Origin of the sequence: Klebsiella grimontii (assembly GCF_042137965.1) — a bacterium.
GTDB classification, from domain to species: Bacteria; Pseudomonadota; Gammaproteobacteria; order Enterobacterales; family Enterobacteriaceae; genus Klebsiella; species Klebsiella grimontii.
The window spans coordinates 2987969-3014636 of record NZ_CP169721.1 but is presented as its reverse complement, the minus strand read 5'-3'; the positions used below and the strand labels follow the sequence as shown (position 1 = coordinate 3014636).

General features: G+C 57.8%; 26 protein-coding genes. 13 read left to right on the top strand and 13 right to left on the bottom strand.

The features are described 5' to 3' along the window. Positions 1–8: 8 nt before the first annotated feature. The 3 genes from ACE3MN_RS14225 to ACE3MN_RS14215 form a co-directional block, all read right to left on the bottom strand. Positions 9–1661: an MFS transporter gene (locus ACE3MN_RS14225; protein ID WP_049131060.1), complete on the bottom strand. Its 1653-nt coding sequence runs from the start codon at positions 1659–1661 to the stop codon at positions 9–11. Then, positions 1661–2092 (bottom strand): MarR family winged helix-turn-helix transcriptional regulator, encoded by a 432-nt coding sequence (locus ACE3MN_RS14220; RefSeq protein WP_004138995.1) that lies wholly within the window; start codon positions 2090–2092, stop codon positions 1661–1663. Before ACE3MN_RS14220 ends, ACE3MN_RS14225 begins: the two co-directional genes overlap by 1 nt. A gap of 177 nt (positions 2093–2269) precedes the next feature. Then, entirely contained in the window at positions 2270–3544 is a 1275-nt protein-coding gene (locus tag ACE3MN_RS14215; RefSeq protein WP_004120918.1) for a Glu/Leu/Phe/Val family dehydrogenase, read from the bottom strand. 410 nt (positions 3545–3954) lie between these two features. Between ACE3MN_RS14215 and ACE3MN_RS14210 the strand changes: the two genes are divergently transcribed. Both ACE3MN_RS14210 and aldA read left to right on the top strand, forming a co-directional pair. Then, a complete protein-coding gene (locus ACE3MN_RS14210; protein ID WP_004138993.1) occupies positions 3955–4746 on the top strand; it encodes a YdcF family protein in 792 nt (263 codons plus the stop codon). A 276-nt stretch (positions 4747–5022) separates the two neighbouring features. Beyond that, on the top strand, positions 5023–6462 hold the full coding sequence (gene aldA / locus ACE3MN_RS14205) for an aldehyde dehydrogenase (RefSeq protein WP_102649861.1): 1440 nt from the start codon (positions 5023–5025) through the stop codon (positions 6460–6462). A 479-nt stretch (positions 6463–6941) separates the two neighbouring features. Here the strand turns inward: aldA and gap are convergent, their stop codons facing one another. Then, the gene (gap, locus tag ACE3MN_RS14200) at positions 6942–7940 is read right to left on the bottom strand and encodes a type I glyceraldehyde-3-phosphate dehydrogenase (RefSeq protein ID WP_102649860.1); all 999 of its coding nucleotides are present in this window, start codon (positions 7938–7940) and stop codon (positions 6942–6944) included. 243 nt (positions 7941–8183) lie between these two features. Then, positions 8184–8678, bottom strand: coding sequence for a GNAT family N-acetyltransferase (locus ACE3MN_RS14195; protein WP_024358290.1), 495 nt, complete (start codon positions 8676–8678; stop codon positions 8184–8186). Between the two features lie 89 nt (positions 8679–8767). Between ACE3MN_RS14195 and ACE3MN_RS14190 the strand changes: the two genes are divergently transcribed. Then, positions 8768–9691, top strand: coding sequence for a LysR family transcriptional regulator (locus ACE3MN_RS14190; protein ID WP_165775020.1), 924 nt, complete (start codon positions 8768–8770; stop codon positions 9689–9691). A 132-nt stretch (positions 9692–9823) separates the two neighbouring features. Beyond that, positions 9824–10795 (top strand): diguanylate cyclase, encoded by a 972-nt coding sequence (locus ACE3MN_RS14185; protein ID WP_024358288.1) that lies wholly within the window; start codon positions 9824–9826, stop codon positions 10793–10795. Between the two features lie 66 nt (positions 10796–10861). Here the strand turns inward: ACE3MN_RS14185 and ydfZ are convergent, their stop codons facing one another. Then, entirely contained in the window at positions 10862–11065 is a 204-nt protein-coding gene (gene ydfZ, locus ACE3MN_RS14180) for a putative selenium delivery protein YdfZ (protein WP_004138983.1), read from the bottom strand. A gap of 279 nt (positions 11066–11344) precedes the next feature. Between ydfZ and ACE3MN_RS14175 the strand changes: the two genes are divergently transcribed. Further along, positions 11345–11542, top strand: a complete 198-nt coding sequence (locus tag ACE3MN_RS14175) for a hypothetical protein (RefSeq protein ID WP_004138981.1) — start codon at positions 11345–11347, stop codon at positions 11540–11542. Positions 11543–11674: 132 nt separating this feature from the next. Here the strand turns inward: ACE3MN_RS14175 and ACE3MN_RS14170 are convergent, their stop codons facing one another. Both ACE3MN_RS14170 and ACE3MN_RS14165 read right to left on the bottom strand, forming a co-directional pair. Further along, positions 11675–11839 carry a hypothetical protein gene (locus ACE3MN_RS14170; protein ID WP_004138979.1) on the bottom strand — a complete coding sequence of 55 codons (165 nt, stop codon included), beginning with the start codon at positions 11837–11839 and terminating at the stop codon, positions 11675–11677. Positions 11840–11860: 21 nt separating this feature from the next. Further along, positions 11861–12103 (bottom strand): DinI-like family protein, encoded by a 243-nt coding sequence (locus ACE3MN_RS14165; protein ID WP_004120890.1) that lies wholly within the window; start codon positions 12101–12103, stop codon positions 11861–11863. A 225-nt stretch (positions 12104–12328) separates the two neighbouring features. Here ACE3MN_RS14165 and cybB point away from each other — a divergent pair, with 225 nt between their 5' ends. The 3 genes from cybB (at position 12329) to ACE3MN_RS14150 (ending at position 14442) form a co-directional block, all read left to right on the top strand. Next, positions 12329–12856, top strand: a complete 528-nt coding sequence (gene cybB / locus ACE3MN_RS14160) for a cytochrome b561 (protein ID WP_004138977.1) — start codon at positions 12329–12331, stop codon at positions 12854–12856. Positions 12857–13025: 169 nt separating this feature from the next. Continuing rightward, positions 13026–13301, top strand: a complete 276-nt coding sequence (locus ACE3MN_RS14155; RefSeq protein WP_004101746.1) for a metal/formaldehyde-sensitive transcriptional repressor — start codon at positions 13026–13028, stop codon at positions 13299–13301. A 22-nt stretch (positions 13302–13323) separates the two neighbouring features. After that, positions 13324–14442: an S-(hydroxymethyl)glutathione dehydrogenase/class III alcohol dehydrogenase gene (locus ACE3MN_RS14150; protein ID WP_024358286.1), complete on the top strand. Its 1119-nt coding sequence runs from the start codon at positions 13324–13326 to the stop codon at positions 14440–14442. A gap of 51 nt (positions 14443–14493) precedes the next feature. Here ACE3MN_RS14150 and ACE3MN_RS14145 read toward each other — a convergent pair whose 3' ends face one another. The 5 genes from ACE3MN_RS14145 to pcaH all read right to left on the bottom strand — a co-directional run bounded on the left by ACE3MN_RS14145 (position 14494) and on the right by pcaH (position 20063). Then, positions 14494–14772, bottom strand: a complete 279-nt coding sequence (locus tag ACE3MN_RS14145; RefSeq protein ID WP_064342604.1) for a hypothetical protein — start codon at positions 14770–14772, stop codon at positions 14494–14496. Positions 14773–14944: 172 nt separating this feature from the next. Continuing rightward, on the bottom strand, positions 14945–17317 hold the full coding sequence (locus tag ACE3MN_RS14140; protein WP_102649859.1) for a glucose/quinate/shikimate family membrane-bound PQQ-dependent dehydrogenase: 2373 nt from the start codon (positions 17315–17317) through the stop codon (positions 14945–14947). A gap of 292 nt (positions 17318–17609) precedes the next feature. After that, entirely contained in the window at positions 17610–18533 is a 924-nt protein-coding gene (locus tag ACE3MN_RS14135; protein WP_004138972.1) for a LysR substrate-binding domain-containing protein, read from the bottom strand. Positions 18534–18705: 172 nt separating this feature from the next. After that, entirely contained in the window at positions 18706–19326 is a 621-nt protein-coding gene (gene pcaG, locus ACE3MN_RS14130; protein ID WP_004138971.1) for a protocatechuate 3,4-dioxygenase subunit alpha, read from the bottom strand. Beyond that, positions 19323–20063 (bottom strand): protocatechuate 3,4-dioxygenase subunit beta, encoded by a 741-nt coding sequence (gene pcaH, locus ACE3MN_RS14125; protein ID WP_004850552.1) that lies wholly within the window; start codon positions 20061–20063, stop codon positions 19323–19325. The genes pcaG and pcaH overlap by 4 nt, the downstream gene beginning before the upstream one ends. A 239-nt stretch (positions 20064–20302) precedes the next feature. Between pcaH and ACE3MN_RS14120 the strand changes: the two genes are divergently transcribed. From ACE3MN_RS14120 to rimL, 5 genes are all read left to right on the top strand, one after another. After that, positions 20303–21646, top strand: coding sequence for a VOC family protein (locus ACE3MN_RS14120; RefSeq protein ID WP_049090336.1), 1344 nt, complete (start codon positions 20303–20305; stop codon positions 21644–21646). A gap of 42 nt (positions 21647–21688) precedes the next feature. Then, positions 21689–23197, top strand: a complete 1509-nt coding sequence (locus ACE3MN_RS14115) for a carboxylesterase/lipase family protein (RefSeq protein ID WP_102649857.1) — start codon at positions 21689–21691, stop codon at positions 23195–23197. 172 nt (positions 23198–23369) lie between these two features. Then, positions 23370–23993: an isochorismate family cysteine hydrolase YcaC gene (ycaC, locus tag ACE3MN_RS14110; RefSeq protein WP_004138968.1), complete on the top strand. Its 624-nt coding sequence runs from the start codon at positions 23370–23372 to the stop codon at positions 23991–23993. 270 nt (positions 23994–24263) lie between these two features. Beyond that, positions 24264–25919 (top strand): glucan biosynthesis protein D, encoded by a 1656-nt coding sequence (locus tag ACE3MN_RS14105; RefSeq protein WP_049086041.1) that lies wholly within the window; start codon positions 24264–24266, stop codon positions 25917–25919. A gap of 75 nt (positions 25920–25994) precedes the next feature. Further along, positions 25995–26579 carry a 50S ribosomal protein L7/L12-serine acetyltransferase gene (gene rimL / locus ACE3MN_RS14100; protein ID WP_004138964.1) on the top strand — a complete coding sequence of 195 codons (585 nt, stop codon included), beginning with the start codon at positions 25995–25997 and terminating at the stop codon, positions 26577–26579. Positions 26580–26668 lie beyond the last annotated feature (89 nt).

Below are 26668 nucleotides of genomic sequence, written 5' to 3'. Positions count from 1 at the left end.
AGTAAATTTTATTTGCTACCCGTCGCGCGTTTCAGCGCGATGCGGGCGGTAATACGTAATCTTATTAAGCGCCAGAAAACCCATACCAGCGTGGCGGCTGAAATCGCCGCCGTCAGCAGATAGGTATCATTGTAAGCCAGAATATTGGCCTGCAGCGTGGCGGCGTTTTGCAGCAGCGTGGTGGCCTGAACGTTGAGCAGGGTGCTGTCGCCAATCTGGCTTTGATACATCTGGCTGTACTGCTGCAAACGCTCGGTAATCAGCGGATTGAGCGTGGTGAGCTGGTCGGCGAGCTGGCTGGAGTGAAACTTCTCCCGCCAGGTCTGGAAAGTACCGAGAATGGCGGAGCCCAGCAGACCGCCGATATTCTGGCTCATGCCGAACAGCACCGAGAAGCTCACCAGGTTGCGCTGGTCGGCAATGACCCCGCCAATCCCCGCCAGCATCGCCGGGGCGAGGAAGAAGGCGCTGCCGAAACCCAGCAGAAACTGGCTGAACATCAGCTGCTCCGGGCGGGTGAGGATCGTCGACTGGCTGTCCAGCAGCGATCCAACCATAATTAACGCCAGCGCTGTGGCGGTAGGCCAGTAGAGACGCTGCGGGTTGAGCGTCAGGCAGCTGGCGACGATGCCGCAGAGGATCCCGGCGAAAATCGACCACGCCAGGTTGGTCATCTGTTCATTCTGCAGGCCGACGTACTGCAGCCAGCCGATGACGCCGGTATTCTGCTCCGCCAGCACGATACGGATCAGCAGCATAATCAGCCCGAGGCGCAGAATACTGCCGCTGGAGAGCCATTTGATATTGAGCAGCGGGTTGCTGCGGTTATGCTCAAAGGCAATCGCGGAGACAATCAGCATCACCGCCCCCGCAAGCGCCCAGCCGATCCACGGCGCTTCAAACCACCAGTCCAGCCGTCCCAGCGACAGTACCGCGGTGACCAGCGCCATCCCCGGCGCCAGCAGGAAGAAGGTGATGAAGTCTTTTTTCTCAAACACCTTTTTCCGATCGCTTGGCGGCAGCTTGAGGGCGATTACGCAGGCCAGCGACACCAGCGCCAGTCCCAGTTCAAAGAAGTACAGCCCGCGCCACTCGTCAATTTGCAGCAGCTCGGTTGAAAACAGGCGCGCCAGCGGGATCGCCAGCGATGAACCGGTGATGCCGATGGTCAGCGCTTTGAGCCGATGGCGGGCGGGCCAGGCCTGCACTTGATAATAAATCCCCAGCGAGCTTAGCGCCGCGGCCACCATGCCGTGGGCGGCGCGCACCATCAGCGCGGAACTGAGGTCGTTGACGAACAGGTGGAAGAAGGTCACCAGCACGTAGAGGACGAGAAAACCTTCGGTAAAAGCGCGCAGGCCGAACTGCTGGCGGAACTTCACCAGCAGCAGGTTGATGGAGACGTTGGTCATTACGTAGACCGCCGGGAGCCAGGCAATCTCCGTCGACCAGGCAGCAAAGGTCCCCTGCAACAGCTGTAGATTGGCGGTCACCACCGCGTTGCCCAGCGCGCCGGTCAGGCAGACCAGCAGCCCGACGATCCCGTAGGCAATCCGTTTTGGCGTACTGTGGATCGGGGTGGACGGCGAACCGAGGATCGCCGGTTTTTCGTGCGGGGCCCAATCGTGGGGCACATAGGGATTGTCTTTACGGCGAGGCATTATTTTTTTTCGACCTCGCGCAGCAGCTTCTCCAGGACCCGCTGCGTCTGCCGCTGTTCCTCGGGGGTGATGGCGGTGAGGATCTCCTCACGTAAATCATCGGCCACCGTTTTCACCTGCTGATACACCTCAAGGCCTTTAGCGGTGGCGATCAGCAGCCGTTTGCGTTTATCGCGCTCGGTTTTAATCCGCTCGACCAGGCCAACATCGACCAGACGGTTGAGCAGCGGCACGAGAGTTGCGCTTTCGACGCCCAGCTCCTGGGCCAGCTCGCTTTGCGATAGCGGCTGTTCGTGGCGCGCGATGGCGGAAACGGCGACCCAACTGGCCTGGCTCATGCCGAGGCCCTTAAGCCGGCGGTTGACCGCCAGCCGCCAATGGTGGGCGGTGAGATACAAAAGATGGGAAAAGTTAAGCTGTCGGCTATCCATAGGTCAATCTGCAATATCGTTAGAACTCTAATGATTTTTGCCTGGCAAAAACGAGAATTCAAGCCCGTTTGATAAAAACAGGTTAACGGTATGTGCGTTTATTGTGGAAGAAGCCTTGGGAAGGGAAAGGAGGAGCCTGGTCTCAAGCCCGGCATTCACCGGGCTGAGAAGGGGGGATTATCCCGGATATATACCGCGATCTTTACGCGCCATCAGGATCCGCTCACAGGCCACGATATAGGCGGCGGTGCGTAAAGAGCACGCTTTTTCCACTGCTTTTTCGTAAACGTGAACGATCGCATCGGTCATGATGCGGTCCATTTTGGCGTTGATCTCTTCTTCGCTCCAGAAGAAGCTGGCCATATCCTGCACCCATTCGAAGTAGCTCACGGTGACGCCGCCGGCGTTACAGATAACGTCCGGCACCACCACAATGCCGCGCTCGGCCAGCACATCGTCCGCTTCCGGATAGGTCGGGCCGTTAGCGCCTTCGAGCACCAGTTTGCAGCTGAGTGTTTCGGCGCGCTCGCGCGTAATCTGGCCTTCCAGCGCCGCCGGGATCAGAATATCCATCGGCGTCGTCCAGAACGCTTCTTTGGCAATTTCGCGGGCGCCAGGGAAACCGGCGATTTGCTTGTTCTCGGCCTGCCATGCGGTCAGCGCGGCCATATCAATACCGCCCTCGTTATACAGGGTGGCGGTGTGGTCCTGAATCACCACAATCCGCGCGCCGACGCCTGCAAACAGGCGGGCCGCTTCGCTACCCACGTTACCAAAACCCTGTAGCGCGACTTTGGCACCCTCGATTTCGATACCGCTGCGGCGAGCCACTTCGCGACCGGTGACGAATACGCCGCGGCCGGTGGCTTTTTCACGGCCCAGCGAACCGCCGAGGTGAATCGGCTTGCCGGTGACCACGCCGGTGATGGTAGTGCCGTGGTTCATGGAGTAGGTATCCATCATCCAGGCCATCACTTTGCCGTTGGTGCCGACGTCCGGCGCCGGAATATCTTTTTGCGGCCCGATAATAATGCCGATCTCGCTGGTATAGCGACGGGTCAAACGCTCCAGTTCACCTTCCGACAATGAGAACGGGTCGACGCGGATGCCGCCTTTGGCGCCGCCGTAGGGAATATTAACTGCCGCACACTTGATGGTCATCCAGGCTGAAAGCGCCATCACTTCATTCAGATCAACATCAGGATGGTAGCGCACGCCGCCTTTACCCGGTCCGCGCGAGAGGTTGTGCTGAACGCGATAGCCTTCGAAGTGGCGGATAGTACCATCGTCCATTTGCACCGGGATATCAACGATGAGCGCGCGTTTCGGATGGCGCAGGGTTTCAATCCAGAAAGCGAGATCGCCGAGGTAGGGCGCGACGCGATCGATTTGACGCAGGTAGGTGGTCCATGGAGATGTACTACTTTCAGAAGCGTAAGATAACTTTTCCATAAGAGTCCTGTTTCGCAGTGATAATTATTTTGTTAACCGTGGAAAGGTACAGCTATAAACTCTGTAACGAGAATGTTATCACCAATTTAATGGGACGGTATTTGGCAAAAATGCAGAATATGCTGTTGTTGCGGCTGGGATTCAGCTTTTTATGAATAAAAAAACGAAAAACAAGGCTCTTCATGGATGAATATGCATTTTTGTGCATTAAAGCCGTAGTTGTAACCCTTTCTCCCTATTTATTAGATTCTTGACCCTCTTCAAAAAGTGAATAAAACGCTATTCAGATGTGTTGACTTTGTTGCTTAAGAGGCGTGGGTGCGCTATTTGCGCTTTATTACCCAAAGTTCGCGCCAGCGTCTAAGATGGTGGCCGCTAATCTACGGCTGAGAGTGTTAACAGGAGATAACATGTCAGAACATTTTCCATCGCTACCCGAGGCGGTACTGGCCGCGGCGAACCAGCTGGGCGCCTGGCTGGCGCAGGATGATTTGCCCCGTGACCCGCAAATAGAGGTGGTGGTGCTGGCTGGCAACGCGGTGATCCCGACCATCGATTTCGCCTGCCGGCTGGCGGCGCGGCACGCGGTTCCGCTGCTGATCAGCGGCGGTATCGGTCACTCCACTTCGTTTTTATACCAGTCGGTGTTGAACGACCCGCGCTACCGCGCCATTGCGGTAAGGGATCGCGCCGAAGCGCATATCCTGGCCGACATCGCCCATCAGTTCTGGGCTATTCCGCGCGAACACATCGTGGTGGAGGATCGCTCCACCAACTGCGGAGAGAACGCGCACTTTACCCGGCAAATGCTTGAGGAGAGGGGCATTGCCCATCGTACGGGCGTGGTGATTCAGGATCCGACCATGCAGCGCAGAACGATGGCGACGTTTGCCCGCGTCTGGCAAGACGCCCCGCGAGCGCCGACGTGGTACAGCACGCCGGGGTGCGCGCCAGTATTGTGCAACGGGCGTGACGGTGTCACGTTTTGCGGGGAAGATAGTGGGCTGTGGCCGGTGGGGCGCTATCTGGCGCTGATCCTCGGCGAGCCGCCGCGGCTGGCGGATAACCCGCAGGGTTACGGCCCGTTGGGCAAGGGTTTTATCGCCCATGTGGATATTCCGCCGCACATTGCTCAGGCGTGGCAGACGCTGCGCGACGACCGCCTGCTCTCCGATGCGCTAAGCGCGCGGCAGCTGGCTTAGGTAACCATAAAGCGCTTTTCATCGCTGCCGCTCCGCGTTTCTCCCTTCTCTGGACGCATGGCCTGGTCGTCGCGTCGGGAAATTTGCCCGTTTGCGTTGGCGGTATCGCAAACGGGCAGCTCGTGTTATTGAATTGTGATTTTTTGCGCGTTAGCTTCGTCTCTTTTTATGAAATATCTCACAAAAACAATCCCTCATGCTGTCTCTTTGCCTGACGGACGATAATTTTTAACATCTAGTTCACCTGTTAAAAACAATAATCCTGAGGAGCAGACCATGACAGCACCCGTTCAACACCCTATGTATATTGACGGCCAGTTTGAACCCGGCCGCGGTGATGCGTGGATTGATGTGATCAACCCGGCAACGGAAGCGCTGCTTTCGCGGATCCCCGACGGCAGCGCGGAGGATGCGCGGCGCGCGATTCTCGCCGCCGAGCGCGCGCAGCCGGGCTGGGAGGCCCTGCCAGCGATTGAGCGCGCGGGATGGCTGCGCAAAATCGCCGCCGGTATCCGCGAACGTGCGGAAGAGATCGCCGCGCTGATCGTCGCTGAGGGCGGAAAAATCCAGCAGCTGGCGGCGGTGGAGGTCTCTTTTACCGCCGATTATCTTGATTATATGGCCGAGTGGGCGCGCCGTTATGAAGGTGAAATTGTGCAGAGCGACCGCCCGGGGGAGAACATTCTGGTATTTAAGCGCGCGCTGGGTGTGACGACCGGCATCCTGCCGTGGAATTTTCCGTTCTTCCTGATTGCTCGTAAGCTGGCGCCGGCGCTGATTACCGGCAATACCATCGTCATTAAACCGAGTGAATTTACGCCGAATAACGCCATCGCTTTTGCGCAAATCGTCCATGATATCGGCCTGCCGAAAGGGGTCTTTAACCTGGTGCTGGGGCGCGGCGAAACCGTGGGCCAGGAGTTGGCGAGCAATCCGAAAGTGGCGATGGTCAGCATGACCGGCAGCGTTGCCGCGGGCGAGAAGATTATGGCCGCGGCGGCGAAAAACATCACCAAAGTGTGTCTGGAGCTGGGCGGGAAAGCGCCCGCTATCGTGATGGACGATGCGGATCTTGAGCTGGCGGTTAAGGCAGTGGTGGATTCTCGGGTCATTAATAGCGGGCAGGTGTGTAACTGCGTTGAGCGCGTGTACGTGCAAAAAGGCATTTACGATCGCTTCGTTAACCGTCTGGGCGAAGCGCTGAAGGCGGTGCAGTTTGGCGATCCGGTGTCTCGCGACGATATCGCAATGGGACCGTTGATTAACGCCGCCGCGCTGGCGCGCGTTGAGCAGAAGGTGGCAAAAGCGGTCGCCCAGGGCGCGCGCGTCGCCCTTGGCGGGAAAGCGGTGACGGGCAGGGGCTATTTTTATCCGCCGACGCTGCTGTTGGACGTGCGCCAGGAGATGGATATCGTGCATGAAGAGACATTCGGTCCGGTGCTACCGGTGGTGGCGTTTGATACCCTTGAAGAGGCGCTGGCGATGGCCAACGACAGCGATTATGGGCTGACGTCGTCAATCTATACCCGCGACCTGAACGTCGCGATGAAGGCGATTAAGGGGCTGAAGTTTGGCGAAACCTATATTAACCGCGAAAACTTCGAAGCGATGCAGGGTTTCCATGCCGGATGGCGTAAATCGGGCATCGGCGGCGCCGACGGACGTCACGGCCTGAATGAGTATCTGCAAACTCAGGTGGTCTATCTGCAGGCCTGATTTAGCAGAGGAGCGGCAGCGTTTCCCGGAGGCGATGCTGCGCATCTGTCCGGGCTACCCAGCCCGCAGACCGTCCCACCCCCCGGGTCGCGGCTGGCGCCTTACCCGGGCTACCCAAACGCAGGCCGCACGTACCTGTAGCCCGGGCAAGGCGCTCCGCGCCGCCCCCGGGAGCAGAGCGCAGGATGGCATCATTTCCTGGAGGCGATGCTGTGTATCTGTCCGGCTACCCAGCCCGCAGACCGTCCCACCCCCCGGGTCGTGGCTGACGCCTTACCCGGGCTACCCAAACGCAGGCCGCACGTACCTGTAGCCCGGGCAAGGCGCTCCGCGCCGCCCCCGGGAGCAGAGCGCAGGATGGCATCATTTCCTGGAGGCGATGCTGTGTATCTGTCCGGCTACCCAGCCCGCAGACCGTCCCACCCCCCGGGTCGCGGCTGACGCCTTACCCGGGCTATGCGTGCCGAGTAGTCTGCGCCTTACTTCGCGAATTTATCCAGCACCCGGATAAGCTGGGTAACGAAGCCATACTCGTTATCGTACCAGGCCACGGTTTTCACCAGCTGCAGATCGCCAACCTCAGCAATCTCCAGCTGCGTGGCATCATAAATGGAACCGAAATGGCTGCCGATAACGTCCGACGAAACGATCTCCTCTTCGGTATAACCGAATGATTCGTTGTTCGCCGCCGCGTTTTTCATCGCCTGATTGACTTCTTCGGCGGAGACCTTTTTCTCCAGCACTGACACCAGCTCAGTCACCGACCCGGTTTTGGTCGGTACGCGCTGGGCGTGGCCTTTCAGCTTGCCGCTAAGCTCGGGAATAACCAGCCCAATGGCTTTCGCCGCCCCGGTAGTATGCGGAATGATATTTTCCGCCGCGGCGCGGGAAGCGCGCAAATCCTTGCCGCGCGGGCCGTCAACCAGCGATTGCGTACCGGTATAGGCGTGAATAGTGGTCATGGTCCCCACCTTTATACCAAAGGCGTCATGGAGCACTTTCGCCATCGGCGCCAGGCAGTTGGTGGTGCAGGAGGCCACGGAAATAATCGTATCGTTGGCGTCCAGCGTGTCGTCGTTAACGTTATAGACAATGGTTTTCATGTCGCCAGCGGGCGCGGAAATCAGCACTTTTTTAGCCCCGGCGGTCAGATGCGCTTGCGCTTTCTCCGCGGAGGTATAAAAACCCGTACACTCGACAATCAGCTCGGCGCCTACCGCTTTCCACGGAATATGCTGAGCCTCTTTTTCCGCATAAACGGTAATTTTTTTGCCATCAACGATCAGCGCATCTTCCGTAAAATCCACGCTCCATGGGAAAGGACCGTAGTTTGAATCATGCTTTAACAGGTAGGCCAGCACTTTAGGTGATGTCAGGTCGTTAATCGCCACGACCTCTAAAGGGCTGTCGACCTCCAGTAACCGGCGCAGTACTAAACGTCCAATACGCCCAAATCCATTAATCCCAAGTTTGCTCATGAAGAATCTCCAGGTCAGGTGAAAACTTCTCCAGGCTTAGTTCAGCCGTCGGGATAGGGCAACCAGCGATTTATTTGGCGCCGTTAAATGCTGATAAAAACGCGAACGGAAAAGTGAATAAATTCGGCGGGTTGCGGGCGGGGCGTTAAGGGGTAATAATTTTTTGTTTCAGCTTTATACGCCAGGGGCATATTGGCAACGGAGTGAAAAGGCGGGCCAGAGAAGGACCCGCCTGATGGCGGACTAGTCGGCGGCCCTGCCCAGTTCAGCAAAAGCGGTAAGCGCAGCGCCGTCAAGGCGATAGCGAACCCACTCACTTTGCGCAACGGCGCCAATGCTCAGATAAAAATCAATGGCCGGCTGGTTCCAGTCGAGCACGCTCCACTCCAGGCGACCGCACTCTCTTTTTACCGCCAGCTGAGCGATGGTTTTCAGGAGCGCTTTTCCTGCGCCGCGGCCGCGAAACTCGGGGGTGATGTAGAGATCTTCCATATAGATGCCGTTGCGGCCGAGCCAGGTGGAATAGCTGGTAAAGAACACCGCGTAGCCGGCGATCTTATTGTCAATCTCGCAGATTAACGCTTCCGTTTTGCTGTCGCTGGCGAAAAGCGATGCCTGGATTTCCTCAACCGTGGTGACCACCTGTTCCGGCGCCTTTTCATACACCGCCAGCTCGTAAATCATGTCATAAATTGCTTTTGCGTCCGCCGGGCTGGCCTGACGAATGGTCATATTCATTGGATTACCTGTTGTGCCATCGTAAGTTTGATACCGCAAAGCATAAACGTTAAGGTTAGAAGAATTAAGTGCAATGAAATCACGTAATGATGAATATTATGCATCCAGCCCTTCGCCGTCTTGATTTGAACCTGCTGCCGGTATTCGAGGCGGTCTACCGCTATCGTTCGGTGCGCCTGGCGGCGGAAGAGCTGGCGATGAGCACCTCGGCGTTAAGCCACGCGCTGTCCAGGCTGCGCGCCGCGCTCAATGATCCGCTTTTCTATCGCGAAGGGCATCGTATGTGCCCCAGCGTGTTCGCCACCCAGCTCGCGCCTTCTATTGCCTCGGCGTTAACGTTTTTAGATCAGGAGCTGACCCCGCAGCCGAAGTTTGTCGCCTCAGCCAGTACCGACTGCTTACAGATAGCGATCACGGATTTCACCGCGCAGTGCGTTTTCCCTACGCTGATGCCCAGGCTACAGCAACAGGCGCCCGGCCTGCGTTTCGAGCTGCGCTATCTGCCGCACAGCCCGGCGCTGACGGAACTGCTGGCCGGCGAGGTGGATTTAGCGCTGGGGTTTAGCGCCCTGAATGAAGCAGAGCATCCGGAGCTGGATGAGATCTGCTGGCTGAAAGATGATTATGTTGCGATAAGCCACGCCGGCCGGTCCCGGCTAACGCTGGCGGATTACCTGGCAGCCCAGCATCTGGTGGTTACCCCGTGGAATGAAAGCCAGGGGGTTCTCGACGTACAGCTCGCGAAAATGGGGTTTGCGCGGCATATCACCATCAAAACGCCCTCTATGCTGAGCGCGCCCTTCATTATTGCGCAAAGTGAACTGCTTATGGCGATACCGCGCTCGGCAGCGGAAAAAATGCTCGGCGCGGCGAAGTTGAAGGTTTTTGAACTACCGTTTGAGGTTCCGCCATTCGAGGTGAAAATCTATTCACATAAGCGGAGCGGGCAGCGCGGCGCGAGCCAGTGGCTGAAAGCGAAGCTGAGGGAGTGGGCCGCGGCGGAGCGCGCCTGAAGTCTCGTTTGACGAGCCAGCGATATATGCTTAACTCATCAGATAACACATGTGAATCGTCTGTTAACAGCCTGATGCGCGTTTCATTGGTAAGCGCTGCGTCATTTATCCTGATAACGTAAGAGAGAAAAATTGAAATTAGCCGGACTTCATCCAGATGAACTGCGCCGTCTGCAATCGCTGCGGACATCCGGATTATTAAACAGCGGAAAAGAAGAGCGTTTCGATCGCCTGACCAGGCTTGCGCGTACGCTCTACGATCTACCGGTGGCTTCGATTAGCCTCGTGGGGGAAAATACCCTGCACGTAAAATCCTGCGCCGGACTGGAAGTGGATACCCTGCCGAGGGATATCACATTCTGCGCGCATACTATCCTGCAGACCGACCCTTTAATCGTCAACGACCTGCAGCAGGACCTGCGCTTTCACGATAACCCGCTGGTCACCGAAGCGCCTTTTATCCGCTTTTATGCTGGCTACCCGGTGCAGCTGCCTGACGGCGCGACGGTAGGCGCGTTCTGTCTGATGGATCACAAGCCGCGCGCTTTCTCCGTTCATGAAATACAAATCTTAAGCGACCTGGCCGCCATCGTTGAAGATGAATTCAAGGTGCTGGACGCGGCGACCGCCGACGAGCTGACGGGGCTGTTCAACCGCCGGGGCTTTATGTCGTTAGCGGAGTACGCGCTGCTGACCGCCAGACGGCGGAATGAACCAGCGAGCCTCATCTTTATCGATCTCGATCGCTTTAAGCTGATTAACGATACCTGGGGTCATGAACAGGGAGATAAAGCCCTGAGGGCGATTGCCGATTTGATGAAGGCCACCTTCAGAGAGTCGGATTTAATTGCCAGGCAGGGCGGCGACGAATTTATCATCCTGCTTGCCAATACCTCGCAGCAAACCGCGGGCCTGGCGATGGAGCAGCTTAGCAAGAACGTCGCGGAGTACAATCAGCAGGCGGGCAATCCGTGGCAGCTGGCGTTCTCATGGGGCTGCGTTGAATACGATCCCGCTGCGCATCATAGCCTCAATGAGATCGTCGCGGTGGCGGACCGGCGCATGTATCAGGCGAAGAGCAGCCATGGCGCGGAACGTCGGTAGTAGAACCGCCGGGCGTCGCCAGCCGATAGTCGGCGTTTGGGCGATGCCGCAGCGGCTGTCGCCTCCTTAGTGGAGGCCAAGGCGGATCAGTTCAACCGGTTCGAACTTCCCTTCAGCCCCTTCAACTTCAACGGTCTTATTACGACGCAGCTGGGCTGGGGTCAAACCCGTAGAATGGATAGCGATAATTTTACCGGTTTTGCCCGTCCCATTAATCATCACCTGGCTGCCGTTGGTAATAGGATTGCGGTTACGATCGTATGTGATCATGGTTTTTTCTCCTTTTCATCATCGTGTCGTCACGCTCCGGGCTGTCCCGGCGCGGCGGTAATACAAATACGCCTCTCAGAGCGTCATTTTGTTGTTTTTGATCAACTTCACACTTTTTAGCGTCCCGCAACAGGCTAACGAGCCGGAGGCTGGCTTTGTCTGACCCGGCATCCGCATGTCCTCTGAAGCCGTTTTCGCTGGCGCCAAAGCCTGCGGATGCTCGGGTTGCAGTCGCGGATGCGGCTGCTAAACTTTTTTCGGGCATAACGGAGCGGAACGATGAAGAACAAAGACGAACAAACGGGGCTGATTGGTCTTGCCATCGGCGCGGCGGTCATTGGTCTGGTTTCTGAGCAGAAGCCTATTAACCGGGAAAGTATTGTCGAAGAACTGGTGAGGTTGGGAAGACAGAAGGGGGACGGCGTCGAGGATGAGATTTTTAAACAGGCGGCGACGCTGGTGCGTAAGGGGTTATGATCCCGCCGGTAAAAAGAACGCTATTTGAAGCCCGGGTATGCGCAAACCCGGGGTTAAACAGGAAGGAAGCGCATCATGAGATACGCGATCGCAACGCATATCAGCGCCATGTACCAAACAAAACTCATTCTGTTACCCGCCCTGTAGCGCCATGCCCGTCACCGCGTTTACCACGGTCGCGGCCAGCAAAACGCCGCCCACGATAGCGCAGGCACGACTTTTCCTGGTTGCCCCCAGCGTCAGCATAACGATCGCTGCGGCGAAGAAGGGGATAGCCATGATGGTGAAGGTATTCATTATTTCCTCGAATGTCGCCCGTTAATCTTCCTGCATCCACATGTCAGCTTCTTCGAACATTTCCTGCACGGCGCGGCTGATCTGCTCTTTCTCGTGCTTGCTGGCGTCGGTATTGATGGAGGCCAGCGTCATCATCGGTTTAACGCGAACGTCGGCATCGGGAAAAATGCGATGCACTCGCTTCGTCAATTCCGTCAGAATGATCTCTTTAGCGCCGGCTAATCCTTCGAAATTTCTCTTGTCATAAATCAGCTCTACGAACATTTTTTATCCCATTAATGGTAATAGCAGACCGTATTGTACTGTGATTATATACAGCGTCAAGGTTGAGGTATAGGTTCCTCGTATTGCCGCGCCGCAGGTAACCCGCTGCTTTTGCTTTATCTGCGCGAAACCGACAATTGTTTTTTTATAAGTACGTAAAAGTTAATGAATTTTTAATAAAAGGTGTTTATGTTGGCGATATCACCGTTTTATTAAGGGTTTCTCATGCGCGATAAATACTCTGGTCTGCAAATAGGCATCCACTGGCTGGTCTTTTTTTTAGTGATTGGCGCTTACGCGGCGATGGAGCTACGGGGCTTTTTCCCCCGCAGCGCGCGGCCCGTGATTAATATGATCCACGTCTCCTGCGGGATTTCAATTTTTGTTCTGATGGCGGTGCGTCTGTTGGTGCGCCTCAAATCCCCGACGCCGCCGATTGTGCCTAAACCGTCGCCGATGATGACCGGCTTCGCGCATCTTGGGCATCTGGTTATCTATCTGCTGTTTATCGCGCTGCCGGCCATCGGCATGGTCATGATGTACTACCGCGGCAACCCCTGGTTCGCTTTTGGCCTGACCATGCCGCACGCGGCGGAAAGCGACTTTGAGCTGGTGGATACCCTGAAAGCGTGGCATGAGCTGCTGGCCAATACCGGCTACTTTATTATCGGCCTGCACGCGCTGGCGGCGCTGATGCACCACTATTTGTGGAAAGATAACACGCTGCTGCGGATGATGCCGCGCAGGCGTTAAACCTCGATAAACCCGCTTCGGCGGGTTTTTTTGTCTCTTTCTTCGGGATCCTCAACTTCAGCTAAGCGCAAATTCTCGCCGCTATGCTACGGTTAAAGCGGCGAACGCATTTGCCTCACGGCAACAATAAATATAGTATACCCCCCTATATGATATGGAGGGCGTCACCATGCCACATTCACCTGAAGATAAAAAGCGTGCCCTCAGCCGGGTAAGGCGCATTCGTGGCCAGGTTGAAGCGCTCGAGCGGGCGCTGGAATCCGGCGAACCCTGTATGACCATTCTGCAGCAAATCGCCTCAATACGCGGCGCCGCTAACGGCCTGATGGGGGAGATGGTGGAAATTCACCTGCAGGATGAACTGGTTAGCGGCGAAACGACGCCCGATCAGCGCGCCGCCAGAATGGCGGAAGTCGGGCATCTGCTACGATCCTATTTAAAATAAAATCACCACGAGGAAGAGAGATATGAAATCACGTGCAGCCGTCGCGTTTGGCCCGGGCCAGCCGCTTTCAATCGTAGAGATTGACGTCGCGCCGCCGAAAAAAGGCGAAGTGCTGGTCAAGATCACCCATACCGGCGTATGCCACACCGATGCCTTTACCCTCTCAGGCGACGATCCGGAAGGCGTTTTCCCGGCGGTGCTGGGCCATGAAGGCGGCGGGATTGTCGTCGAAGTCGGGGAAGGCGTGACCAGCCTGCAGCCGGGCGACCACGTTATTCCTTTGTATACCGCTGAATGCCGCGAATGTAAGTTCTGTAAATCAGGCAAAACCAACCTCTGCCAGGCGGTCCGCGCCACCCAGGGTAAGGGCCTGATGCCGGACGGCACCACGCGTTTCTCCTACAACGGCGAACCGATTTATCACTATATGGGCACCAGCACCTTCAGCGAATACACCGTGGTGGCTGAAATTTCGCTGGCGAAAGTGAACCCGCAGGCGCCGCTGGACAAAGTTTGCCTGCTGGGCTGCGGCGTCACGACCGGCATCGGCGCGGTGCACAATACGGCGAAAGTAAAAGAGGGCGATACCGTCGCCGTCTTCGGCCTCGGCGGGATCGGCCTGGCGGTGATCCAGGGGGCGGTACAGGCGAAAGCCGGGCGCATTCTGGCGGTGGATACCAACCCGGAAAAATTCACCCTCGCGAGAGAGATGGGCGCCACCGACTTTATCAACCCGAATGATTACGATAAGCCGGTTCAGGATGTGATTGTTGAACTCACCGACGGCGGCGTCGACTTCAGCTTCGAGTGCATCGGTAACGTCAACGTGATGCGCGCCGCGCTGGAGTGCTGCCACAAAGGCTGGGGCGAAAGCGTGATTATCGGCGTCGCTGGCGCGGGTCAGGAGATTAAAACCCGTCCATTCCAACTGGTGACCGGGCGCGTCTGGCGCGGCTCCGCGTTCGGCGGCGTGAAAGGGCGCACGCAGCTGCCGGGAATGGTAGAAGAGGCGATGGCGGGCAAAATTCGCCTCGACCCGTTTATTACCCACCGCATGCCGCTGGACCGCATCAACGAAGCCTTTGACCTGATGCACGAAGGTAAATCCATTCGTACCGTTATTCATTTCGGCGAGAATTGATTTTCAGGTAATAAATAACCCGGGCGTGCCCGGGTTATCGTTTAAGCGGGATTATTCCCGCCGCAGGTTTTCATAACCATTCTGCCAGCGCCGCTGTTCCCGCCGCTCTCGTTCGCGCTGAATATCCGACTTCTCATCATCCCAGACCGCGCAGTGCGGGCCGCTGAACACCTCGCAGGGCTGCGGGTGAGCGGTGAGCGGAGACGCCGCTTTCTCCTCCCAAATCGCCGGATCGCGCAGGTCCACTTCCGGGGCTTGTAACGCCTGAGCTGAGGTGGCCGCTATCGACATGATGGCGCCTGCGAGCAGGCGGCAGGTTGAACGCTTCATCCATTATCCTTGTTCAGTATTTATTATTGATAACCATTCGCAATAATAACATGACGGAATAAGAATGGCTTGCTGGGGGGAGATGCGAAGACGATTTTTATATCGCGCTATCGGGCAATGCCCTGGCTACGTACTTTGCCAGCAAAAAGGGCCCCGATTGGGGCCCTGAGGGTTACTTCTGCTCCGGGAGCGCGTAGGCGATGATGTAATCGCCGCGATCCGGCGACTGGCGAGCGCCGCCCGCGTTGATGATGATGTACTGTTTACCGGTTTTCGGCGATACGTAGGTCATCGGCCCGGACTGGCTGCCGACCGGCAGACGCGATTTCCAGATCTCTTTCCCGTTGGCGGTATCAAACGCGCGCAGGTAGAAGTCCTGGGTGCCCGCAAAGAACAGCAGACCGGACTGGGTTGATAACGACGCGCCCAGCGTCGGCATGCCGATAGGGATTGGCATATGCATGCGGATCCCCAGCGGGCCGGTGTCCTCAACGGTGCCTACCGGAACCTGCCACACCAGTTTGCCGGTTTTCAAATCAACCGCTGACAGAGTGCCGAACGGTGGTTTCTGGCATGGAATGCCCAGCGGCGACAGGAAACGCTCGCGCATGGCGCCGAACGGCGTGCCTTCCATCGGCACGATCCCCATTTCGATACCGCTGGCGTCCTTCGCCACTTTGGCGCGCGGCACCATATAGTTGGCGAGGCCAAGGCGCATATCGTTGACGAATATCAGGCTGTTATTCGGGTCAACCGACACGCTGCCCCAGTTCATCCCGCCCAGCGAGCCGGGATACTGCAGCGAACGATCCTCGCCCGGCGGGGTGAAGACGCCCTGGTGGCGCATCTCTTTAAACTGGATGCGGCACAGCAGCAGGTCGACAGGCGTCGCGCCCCACATATCCGACTCGGTCAGCGTCTCGTTGCCAATCATCGGCATACCGACGGAGTAAGGCTGGGTAGGCGAGTAACGCTCGCCTTTAACGTTGCCGGCCGGTACCGGACGTTCTTCGACTTTAGCGACCGGTTCACCGGTGGCGCGGTTAAGCATAAAGATCATGCCCTGCTTACTGGTTTGCACCAGCACCGGCGTGGTGCCGCCTTTACCGTCAGGCAGATCGTACAGCAGCGGCTGGGAAGGCAGGTCGAAGTCCCACAGATCGTGATGGGTGGTCTGATAATGCCAGCGGACCTGGCCGGTCGTGGCGTCAACGGCCACGATGGATGAACTGTATTTATCGTCAAGCGCGGTACGTTCGCCGCCAAAGAAGTCCGGCGTCGCGTTACCGGTCGGCAGATAAATCAGATTCAGCTTCGCGTCGTAGGACATGGCCGACCAGACGTTCGGCGTGCCGCGCGTATAGGTCTGGCCTGCCGGCGGTTCGCCGGTCAGCGCCGGGTTGCCCGGATCCCATGCCCACGCCAGTTTCCCGGTGTGGACGTCATAGGCGCGAACGACGCCCGGAGGCTCGCCGGTGGAGAAGTTATCCGCCACGCGACCGCCAACGACCACGACATTACCCGCCACCAGCGGCGTGGAGGTTTGCTGGTAGTAACCCGCTTTGATCTCGCCCATGCCAATGCTCAGATCAACGATACCGTGGTCGCCAAAGGCGTCGCACAGTTTGCCGTTGTCGGCATCAATAGCGATCAGACGGGCGTCGGTGGTAGGCAGGAACAGGCGACGGGAGCAGGCGGCCGGCTGCGCGTCGGCGGCCGGGGAAACCTGAGCCTGGCTATCTTCGTAATAGCCTAAACCACGGCAGCGCTGCCAGTTGGGGGCGGTGGCTTTTGAATCGTAGCGCCACTTCTCTTTGCCGCTATCGACATCCAGCGCCAGCACTTTGCTGTAGGGCGTACAGACGTAAAGCGTATCGCCAATCTGCAGCGGGGTGTTCTGATCTTCCGCGCCGGAGCCATTGCTCTGCGGAATATCGCCGGTATGGGCGATCCAGGCGACCTGCAGCTGGTCGACGTTCTGTTTGTTAATCTGGTCGAGGGCGGCGAAACGGTCGCCGTGGGTGGTGTTGCCCCAGTGCGCCCAGTTTTTCTGCTGCTCGTCCGCGGCGACCGGTTTGACCGGCACCGCTTCGCTGGCGCTGACCAGCGGCTGGGATTTGAACATCCAGGCGAAACTGACCAGCAGCGCCACGGCGATCACCGCAGCCAGGCCAAACGCCGGCCCTCTTTTCGCCGGCTGGCGGGAAAGGAACGGCCAGACCAGCGCGCAAAGGAAGGCCAGGACCCCGAGCGCGAACAGGCGGGAGAATAGCGGCCAGTAGGTCCAGCCCGCGTCGCTAATCGCCCAGACGATCGATGCGACAAACGCAACGGCGTACAGCATGATGCCGCCGCGGCGGCTGCGGAAGATGAGCACCGCGGCGATAACCATCACCAGGCCCATCAGCGCAAAATAGAACGTCCCGCCGACGGAGGCGAGCTTCGCACCAAGAATACCGATAGCCAGACCGATGATCAGCATCAGCCCGGCGAGAAGCCACTGCAGGATCCGGGGGAACCCTCGCGGCGCGTTGTCAGTTGCCATTTTTTCTCCTTAACCACCCCTGAACAGGCGTGAACCAGATGAATCAATTTTTCAAGTGAACTCTTTTGAATGAAGTGATAGTAGCCTTCATAAAAGCGGGATTTTTACTATTATTGATTTCATGTGAACCATTTGGTGAAATCGCGGATATGATAGATCTGTTAAAGAAATTTACGCAATTGTTAATGAATGATTTCGCACTAATTGATTATTGTGATGAATAATACCGGGCAGCAGCAGGGAAAACGGGCGGATTATCTCTCCCCGACGGGCGAAGCCGGGGAGATCGTGTTCAGACGGGCATGGATTTACGAATGGCGCTGAGCAGGGTTTGCGTACCCGCAGTGAGCGTGGCGTCCACCCGCGTGAGGATCCCTATTGGTTCACCCGCGCCCTGGGTGGGCACCGGTAGCGCGGCCAGCATCCCACGACGCAGGTCGTCTTTAACCGCGCCGGAGGGGACAAACCATACGTAGTCGTAGTCGACGGTGAGCTGGCGCGACAGGGAAGCCGACAGCGTCTCGATGCAGCCAGTGGGAATTTTGCAGCCCTGGCTTTGCAGCAGGGTTTCGGCGTTCTGTCGCGGCAGCGTGCCTTTAGGCGAAACCACTACCGGCCACTCCATGACCCGACTCAGCGTGACGGTTTCCTGCAGCAGCGGGTGACCCGGACGAACCACCAGCTTCAGGGATTCGAGAAACAGCAGTTCATAGTTCAACCCGCTCATCAACTCCGGATCGGACATCCGCCCGATGCCGATATCGATTTCTCCCGATTTTAGCCCCGCCAGCAGCATGGTGTTATTCATGGTGGCGACCTGAAGGGTGATATCTTTTTGCTGCTGATGGAATTGGCCGATCACCGAGGGCAGGATCCCCAGCGCGGCGGTGGGGAGCGCTCCGATGCGTACGATATCGCTGTTGAGGCCTTCTTTACGATTGAGCGCCTGACCCGCGGTATTGAGCGCATCGAGCACTTTAACCGCATGGGTGAGAAACTGTTCGCCGACCAGCGTCAGCTGCGCGCCCAGCCGCCCACGCTCAAACAGCCGCGTGCCGGTGAGCTGCTCCAGTTCGTTCAGCGTTTTGGATAAGGCCGGTTGGCTCAGATTGAGGGTTTCAGCCGCGCGCCCAAGAGTTCCCTGTTGAGCGACGGCCACGAAGGTATGTAGATGGCGCAAGCGAATGCGCTGACTGAAAAGACCATTTTTTTGCATAATCAATGTTAAAAACAGAGGTGTACCGGTGACAAGTAAGGGTGTTTAAAATTGTTAACTTCATAGCAAAATATTATTAACATTTTATATTATTATTTTACAAGTTGATTTTATTGGCATTGCCGTAAAGTACCGCCCCCGGCCAACAGGGGCGGAAAAAGGAAGTGAAAACTCAGATATCGAAGAAGACGGTTTCGTTTTCGCCCTGCAGATAAATATCGAAGCGATAGACGATCTCCGTCCCGCGCACCTCGCGCTGGGCGATGAGGGTCTGGCGGCGCACTTCCCACTCAATCAGATTCAGCACCGGGTCGGCCTGGTTGGCATCCTGTTCGTCGGAGAAGTACATCCGCGTGTTGAGGCCAATATTAATCCCGCGGGCGACCACCCATAAATTGACGTGCGGCGCCATGGTGCGACCATCGCGGCCCACAACGGCCCCGGGTTTAATGGTTTCGAAGCGCCAGACGCCGCTGGTGAAGTCCGAGCAACTGCGTCCCCAGCCGCGAAACGCCGTATCCAGCTTCTTACCCTGCTGTCGGTCGTCGGGATGGTTATAGCGCCCGGCGGCGTTGGCCTGCCAGATTTCCAGCAGCACATCGCGCACCGGGGTGCCGGAGCCGTCGATGACTCTGCCTTCAATAGTAATGCGTTCGCCCTCGGTGTCGGCCGTCGTCAGCGTCGGGCCAAAGTTTCTCTCAAAGATATGAAAGCCCGCGGCGTCCGGCGCCAGGCCGATATGCACATAAGGACCGGCGGTTTGCGAAGCGGTTTCAGGTAAAAAATCTCTCATCGGGCGGCCCCCTGCGTGCGGTTTTCAAACAGCGTTGCGCGATGACCGCGCAGCACGAGATCAAAACGGTAGGCCAGAGAGTCCAGCGGGACGGCGGCATGGGTATCCAGCTCGGCGATCAGCGTTCTGATGGCATCATCGTTATTGATGGTTTTGACAATAGGGCACTGTTTAATCAGCGGATCGCCCTCGAAATACATCTGGGTGATCAGACGCTGCGCCCAGGCGTCGCCGGAAAGCGAAAAGTGAATATGCGCCGGACGCCAGTCGCTGACCTGGTTGCGCCACGGGTAGGGGCCGGGCTTGATGGTGCGGAAACAATAGTAGCCGTTCTCGTCGGTCAGCACGCGTCCGCAGCCGCCAAAGTTCGGGTCGATAGGCGCCAGATATTGATCTTTCTTATGCCGGTAGCGGCCGCCCGCGTTAGCCTGCCAGACTTCGACCAGCGTATTTTTCATCGGCCGGCCAAACCCATCGCGAACGTAGCCGTGCACGATAATCCGCTCGCCAATCGGCAGGCCGTCTTTGGCGTAGTTGAGGATCAGGTCGTTATCCAGCGCGCCGAGATCGTCGCTGCTGAACACCGGGCCGGTGATCTCCGAAAGTGAATTCTGCAGGGAAATGAGCGCATTGCGCGGCGAGCGCAGTACGCTGGTTTTATAGCCCGGCGCGTAGGCGGGTGGATGGCTACTGTAGTCGCGATGCAAGACCTCGCGCGGTGACCATTTATCATTCATGAGGGGACTCCGTGTTATCGGTAGAGAGGCATGTTGTTGTAATGTCGCCACTTGCAGTGTGTGTAAATGCTTTGTTAATTTAAAGTGAAATTAAAGGGTGTTTAACATAACCGGTGGTTATGAAGTGAGCGGATGAAAAGAAACCGGCCAGCTACCGGCATCACAGTTTGTAAATTCTTCCCGCCGTCTTCAGAGAGCTTTCCTACACTCCAGGGAGAATTCACTGGAGGTAAGACATCATGGCGAACACCATCACGGCTGATGAGATTCGGGAAAGCTTTTCGCAGGCGATGTCGGCGATGTACCAGCAGGAAGTTCCGCAGTACGGGACGCTACTGGAGCTGGTGGCCGACGTTAACCTGGCCATACTGGAGAATAACCCGACGCTGCACGAACAACTGGCCAACGCCGATGAGCTGGCGCGGCTAAACGTTGAACGCCACGGCGCGATCCGCGTCGGTACGGCGGAGGAACTGGCGACCCTGCGTCGCATGTTTGCCATTATGGGCATGTATCCCGTTAGCTATTACGATCTGTCGCAGGCTGGCGTGCCGGTTCACTCCACCGCGTTTCGCCCCATCGATGACGCAGCGCTGGCGCGCAATCCGTTTCGCGTTTTTACCTCGCTCCTGCGTCTTGAGCTGATCGCCGATGAGGCGTTGCGCAAGCGGGCGGCGGAAATTCTTGCCCGGCGCGATATCTTCACGTCGCGCTGTCGCGAACTGATCGCGCTTCATGAACAGAAGGGGGAGTTCACCGCCGCGGAGGCGCGTGAATTTGTGCAGCAGGCGCTGGAAACCTTTCGCTGGCATCGACATGCCACCGTCGATGAGGAAACCTACCACGCGCTGCACGAAGAGCATCGGCTGATTGCCGATGTGGTCTGTTTCCCCGGCTGCCACATTAATCATCTGACGCCGCGCACGCTGGATATCGACCGGGTTCAGGCGCTGATGCCCGAATGCGGTATCGCGCCGAAAGCGTTAATAGAAGGCCCGCCGCGCCGCGATGTGCCGATTTTGCTGCGCCAGACCAGCTTTAAGGCCCTTGAAGAGCCGGTGATGTTTGCCGGGGAGCATCGAGGCACCCATACGGCGCGCTTTGGCGAAATAGAGCAGCGCGGCATCGCCTTGACGCCGAAGGGCCGCGCCCTGTACGACCGACTGCTTAGCGAGGCGGGGGTGGGCAAAGATAATCTTAACCATCAGCGTCATTTGCAGGAGGTGTTTAGCCCGTTCCCGGACAGCGAATTCCTGCTGCGTCAGCAGGGGCTGGCGTACTTTCGCTACCGCCTGACGCCCGCCGGCGAGGCGCACCGCCAGGCCTTTCGTCCGGGCGACGATCCGCAGCCGTTGATTGAGCGCGGCTGGGTTATCGCACAACCGATTATTTATGAAGACTTTTTACCGGTCAGCGCCGCCGGGATTTTTCAGTCTAACCTGGGTAACGAGATACAGGCCCGCAGCCACGGCAACGCCAGCCGCGAGGCCTTTGAGGAGGCGCTGGGCTGTGCGGTTTACGATGAGTTTGCCCTTTATCAGCAGGCGGAAGAGCGCAGTAAACGACGTTGCGGTCTGCTGTAAAATCAGTACTCTGCTGGCATGAGTCGTTAAAGGAAGCAGGCCATGCAGAATCCGTCTACCCCGCTGGTGAAAACCCGGCAGGGCACTCTATCCGGCACCTCGGAAGAGAACATTCATATCTGGCGCGGTATTCCCTATGCCGCGCCGCCCGTCGGCGATCTCCGCTGGCGCGCGCCGCAGCCTGCCGCCCGCTGGCAGGGCGTACGCCGGGCGGAGACTTTCTCGGCCTCCAGCTGGCAGGATATTGAATACTGTCGTGAGCTCGGCGGCGGCGATCCCGGCAGCTTCTCCGAGGATTGCCTTTACCTTAACGTCTGGTCGCCCGCTTCGCGCGCGCAGCCGCTGCCGGTGATGGTCTGGCTGCACGGCGGCGGCTATACCATCGGCGCGGGAAGTTTACCGCCCTATGACGGCAAAGCCTTAGCCTCCCGTGACGTCGTCGTGGTGACCGTCAACTACCGGCTGGGGCACCTGGGCTTTTTTGCCCATCCGGCGCTGGAGGAAGAGGAGGGCGAGCGCATCTATAATTTCGCGCTGCTTGACCAAATTGCCGCCCTGCAATGGGTTCAGGAGAACATTCACGCTTTCGGCGGCGATGCGGCCAACGTCACCCTGTTCGGCGAGTCCGCCGGGGCGCGCAGCGTGCTGTCGCTCATGGTTTCGCCGAAATCCCGGGGTCTGTTCCATAAAGCGATTATCCAGAGCGGCTATACCTTGCCGGATCTAACGCGGGAAAAGGCGCTGGCCAAAGGGCAGCTTATCGCTGAACACTTCGCTTTACCGCAGGCCAGCGCCGAACAGCTGCGGGCGATTCCGGCAGAGGCGTTCTGGTCGCTAACCGCGCCGCTGACCATCGGCCCGGCGCCGATTGTTGGCGATACCGTGCTGCCCCAGCCGATGCTGGAAACTTTTTTTAGCGGGCGTCAGCATCCGCTGCCGGTGATGATAGGTTCAAACAGCGATGAGGCCAGCGTGATGGCGGTGTTTGGCGTCGATATCGCCGGACAGATCCAGAAGCTTCGCCGCGAACGCCGCTTGGGTCTCGGACTGATTAAACTGCTGTATCCCGGCGTCAAAGGCGATGAAGCGCTGGGGCGCGAAGTCTGCCGCGATATGGCGTTCACCACTCTGGGCTACGTGGTGATGCAGGCGCAGCAGCGGGTAGGACAACCGTGCTGGCGCTACTGGTTTGACTACGTTGCCGAGGCGGAACATCAGACCTATCCGCACGGCGCATGGCACGGGAATGAAGTGGCATACGTTTTTGACAACCTCGATCTTGCCGAGCCGGTACGCCAGTATGCTAACGATCGCGACCGGGCCTTTGCCGGCCAGGTCGCCGACTATTGGGCTAACTTCGCCCGCGTGGCCGGTAACGGCTGCCACGATCTCCAGGGGCCGGTGCGCTGGCCCGCCAGCGTACGCGGTCGGGATCGTTTGTTGCGTATTGGCCTGCATAAACGCGCTGGTTTTAAGGTGGAAAACCGCTTTATGCGCACGCGGCTGGCGCTGTTTCGTCGGGTGATGAAGCATCATGTGACCCTGGACTAACGTTGCCTGGAAGATGCCCTGAGCCGCTGCGCGTTCTGTCAGTGGGACGATGCGTCCCACTTTCGGCGGCTAATCCTCAGCCAGTGGTTACACTATGATCGGTGCTGTTAACCCTACATCCGCGGAACCGGGGTTCTGACGGAAAATGTGCTGCTGAAATGAGGATGAAATCATGGCCAAACCGTATGTTCGTCTGGATAAAAATGATGCCGCCGTGCTGCTGGTCGATCACCAGACCGGATTGCTCTCTCTCGTGCGCGATATCGATCCCGATAAATTCAAGAACAACGTCCTTGCCCTTGGCGACCTGGCGAAGTACTTCGCTCTGCCGACCATCTTAACCACCAGCTTCGAGAACGGTCCGAACGGTCCGCTGGTGCCGGAGTTAAAAGCGCAGTTTCCGGATGCGCCCTATATCGCGCGGCCGGGCAATATTAACGCCTGGGATAACGACGATTTTGTGAAGGCGGTGAAAGCGACGGGCAAGAAGCAGCTGATCATCGCCGGGGTGGTGACGGAAGTCTGCGTGGCATTTCCGGCGCTGTCGGCCATCGAAGAGGGCTTTGATGTCTTTGTCGTGACCGACGCTTCCGGTACCTTCAACCCCATTACCCGCGATGCCGCCTGGGATCGTATGTCGCAGGCTGGGGTGCAGCTGATGTCGTGGTTTGGCGTTGCCTGCGAACTACACCGCGACTGGCGGAATGATGTTGAAGGGCTAGGGACGCTGTTCTCTAACCATATCCCGGACTATCGCAACCTGATGACCAGTTTTAACCTTCTGCAGCAAAAATAGTCGCTCTCGCGGTCAGCGTTCGTCTGGCCGCTTCCCTTCAGGTTTCGCTGGCGCTGTATTTCGTATGAAGCGTCGCCGCCTGGCGGAATCATCGCCGCCCTGTGGATATCGGCAATTCGGTCTGGTCCGGTGGACATATTTTTTTCACGCATTTCTGCCGTCAACAATTGGATTATCAATCGTTTTTGTCTAGAGTGAGCGACATTCACGACGCATGGGTTTGTTACGTCGCGTCTCAATTCACATATGAAGAAGGATGCTCTCTCAGGCATGAACCGCAGACGTTTTCTCAAATCCTCCATGGCTGTTGCCGCCGTATGCGGAACGTCAGGAGTCGCCTCTCTATTCTCGAAAGCCGCATTCGCCGAGGACTCAGGAATTGCCGACGGTCAGACCCGTCGCTTTGACTACTCCGTACTCCAGTCGATGGCCCACGATCTTGCGCGTCAGCCCTGGGGCGGCGCGCCGCGCGATCTGCCGCCAACCCTGGCAAACCTGACCCCCCAGGCCTACAACAGCATTCAGTACGACGCTGCGCATTCGCTGTGGAATAATATTGAAGAGCGCAAGCTGGACATTCAGTTCTTCCACGTGGGGATGGGGTTCCGCCGCCGCGTGCGGATGTTCTCCCTGGATTCACAAACCCAGCAGGCGCGGGAAATTCACTTCCGCCCTGAGCTGTTTAAATATAATGACGCCGGCGTCGACACCAAACAGCTGGAAGGCCAGAGCGATCTCGGCTTTGCCGGATTCCGCGTATTTAAAGCGCCGGAGCTGGCGCGTCGCGATATCGTCGCCTTCCTCGGCGCGAGCTATTTCCGCGCGGTGGACAGCACGTATCAATACGGACTGTCAGCCCGCGGCCTGGCGATCGATACCTTTACCGATACGCCGGAAGAGTTCCCTGACTTCACCTCTTTCTGGTTTGAGACCGTTAAACCGGGGGCGACGGTATTTACCGTCTATGCGCTGCTCGACAGCCCAAGCGTCACCGGCGCCTATAAGTTCGTCGTGAACTGTCAGGAGACGCAGGTGATTATGGATGTGGAAAACCACATCTACGCGCGTAAAGACATCAAACAACTGGGCATCGCGCCGATGACCAGTATGTTCAGCTGCGGCAATAACGAACGGCGGATGTGCGACACTATCCATCCGCAGATCCACGACTCCGACCGCCTGTCGATGTGGCTGGGCAACGGCGAATGGGTGTGCCGTCCGCTGAACAACCCGCAGAAGCTGCAGTTCAACGCTTTCCAGGATAAAAATCCGCGCGGTTTTGGCCTGCTGCAGCTGGACCGCGACTTCTCCCACTATCAGGACATCATGGGCTGGTATAACAAACGCCCAAGCCTGTGGGTGGAGCCGCGCAACCAGTGGGGCAAAGGGGCCGTCAACCTGATGGAGATCCCGACGACCGGCGAAACGCTGGACAATATCGTGTGCTTCTGGCAGCCGGAGAAACCGGTGAAGGCCGGGGATGAACTGGACTTCCGCTATCGTCTCTACTGGAGCGCGCAGCCGCCGGTCCGTTCGCCGCTGGCGCGGGTGCTGGCGACGCGTACCGGCATGGGCGGTTTCCCTGAAGGCTGGGCGCCGGGTGAGCATTACCCGGATAAATGGACCCGTCGTTTTGCCATTGATTTTGTCGGCGGAGACCTGAAGGCCGCTGCGCCAAGAGGCATCGAGCCGGTGATTACCCTGTCGAGCGGCGAAGCTAAACAGATAGAGATTCTCTACGTGGAACCGTTTGATGGCTATCGTATCCAGTTTGACTGGTACCCGACCTCTGATTCGACCGACCCCGTCGAGATGCGCATGTTCCTGCGCTGTCAGGGGGAGGCGATCAGCGAAACCTGGCTGTATCAGTACTTCCCGCCAGCGCCGGATAAACGCAACTATGTCGATGACCGGGTCATGAAGTAATAGCCCGTCACTCCGCCCGCCGAGGTGACTCTGCGGGCGTTTCTCTTTTTATCAGACGATTAATCAGAGTGCGCCATGTCTGCCGAAAATACCGCTTCGATCGAACGCATTCCCGTCACCGCATCGCTCTCTCTGCGCGCGGTGGATGAGCGCTACGTGACGGAACTGCACCAATTGGTGATGAAAAACCAGCGCTGGCTCCAGCAATCGCTGAGCTGGCCCGCTGACGTGAGTCACGAAGACGAAACCCGCCGCCACGTGCAGGGCAACGTGATGCTGCACCAGCGCGGCTACGCCAAAATGTTTTTGCTCTTTCTGCAGGAAGAGATCGTCGGCGTGCTGTCGTTTAACCAGATTGAGCCGATCAATAAGACCGCCTACATCGGCTACTGGATTGATGAGAGCCATCAGGGGCAGGGGCTGCTCTCTCAGGCGCTACAGGCGCTGATGGACTCTTTTGCCCGCAGCGGGACGGTCCGACGCTTCGTCATTAAATGTCGGGTAGCAAACCAGAGAAGCAATCAGGTCGCCCTGCGTAACGGTTTCACCCTCGAAGGGTGTCTGAAGCAGGCCGAGTATCTGAACGGTTCGTATGATGACCAGAATATCTACGGGCGCATTATTGATTGTCGCTCTGAGCAGTTCCCGGGTCGCGGCTGACGCCTTACCCGGGCTACAGGCCGTCCGGACATGCAGCCCGGGCAAGGCGCGTTGAGCGCCGCCCCCGGGAACAGAGCAAAGGGGCGTGA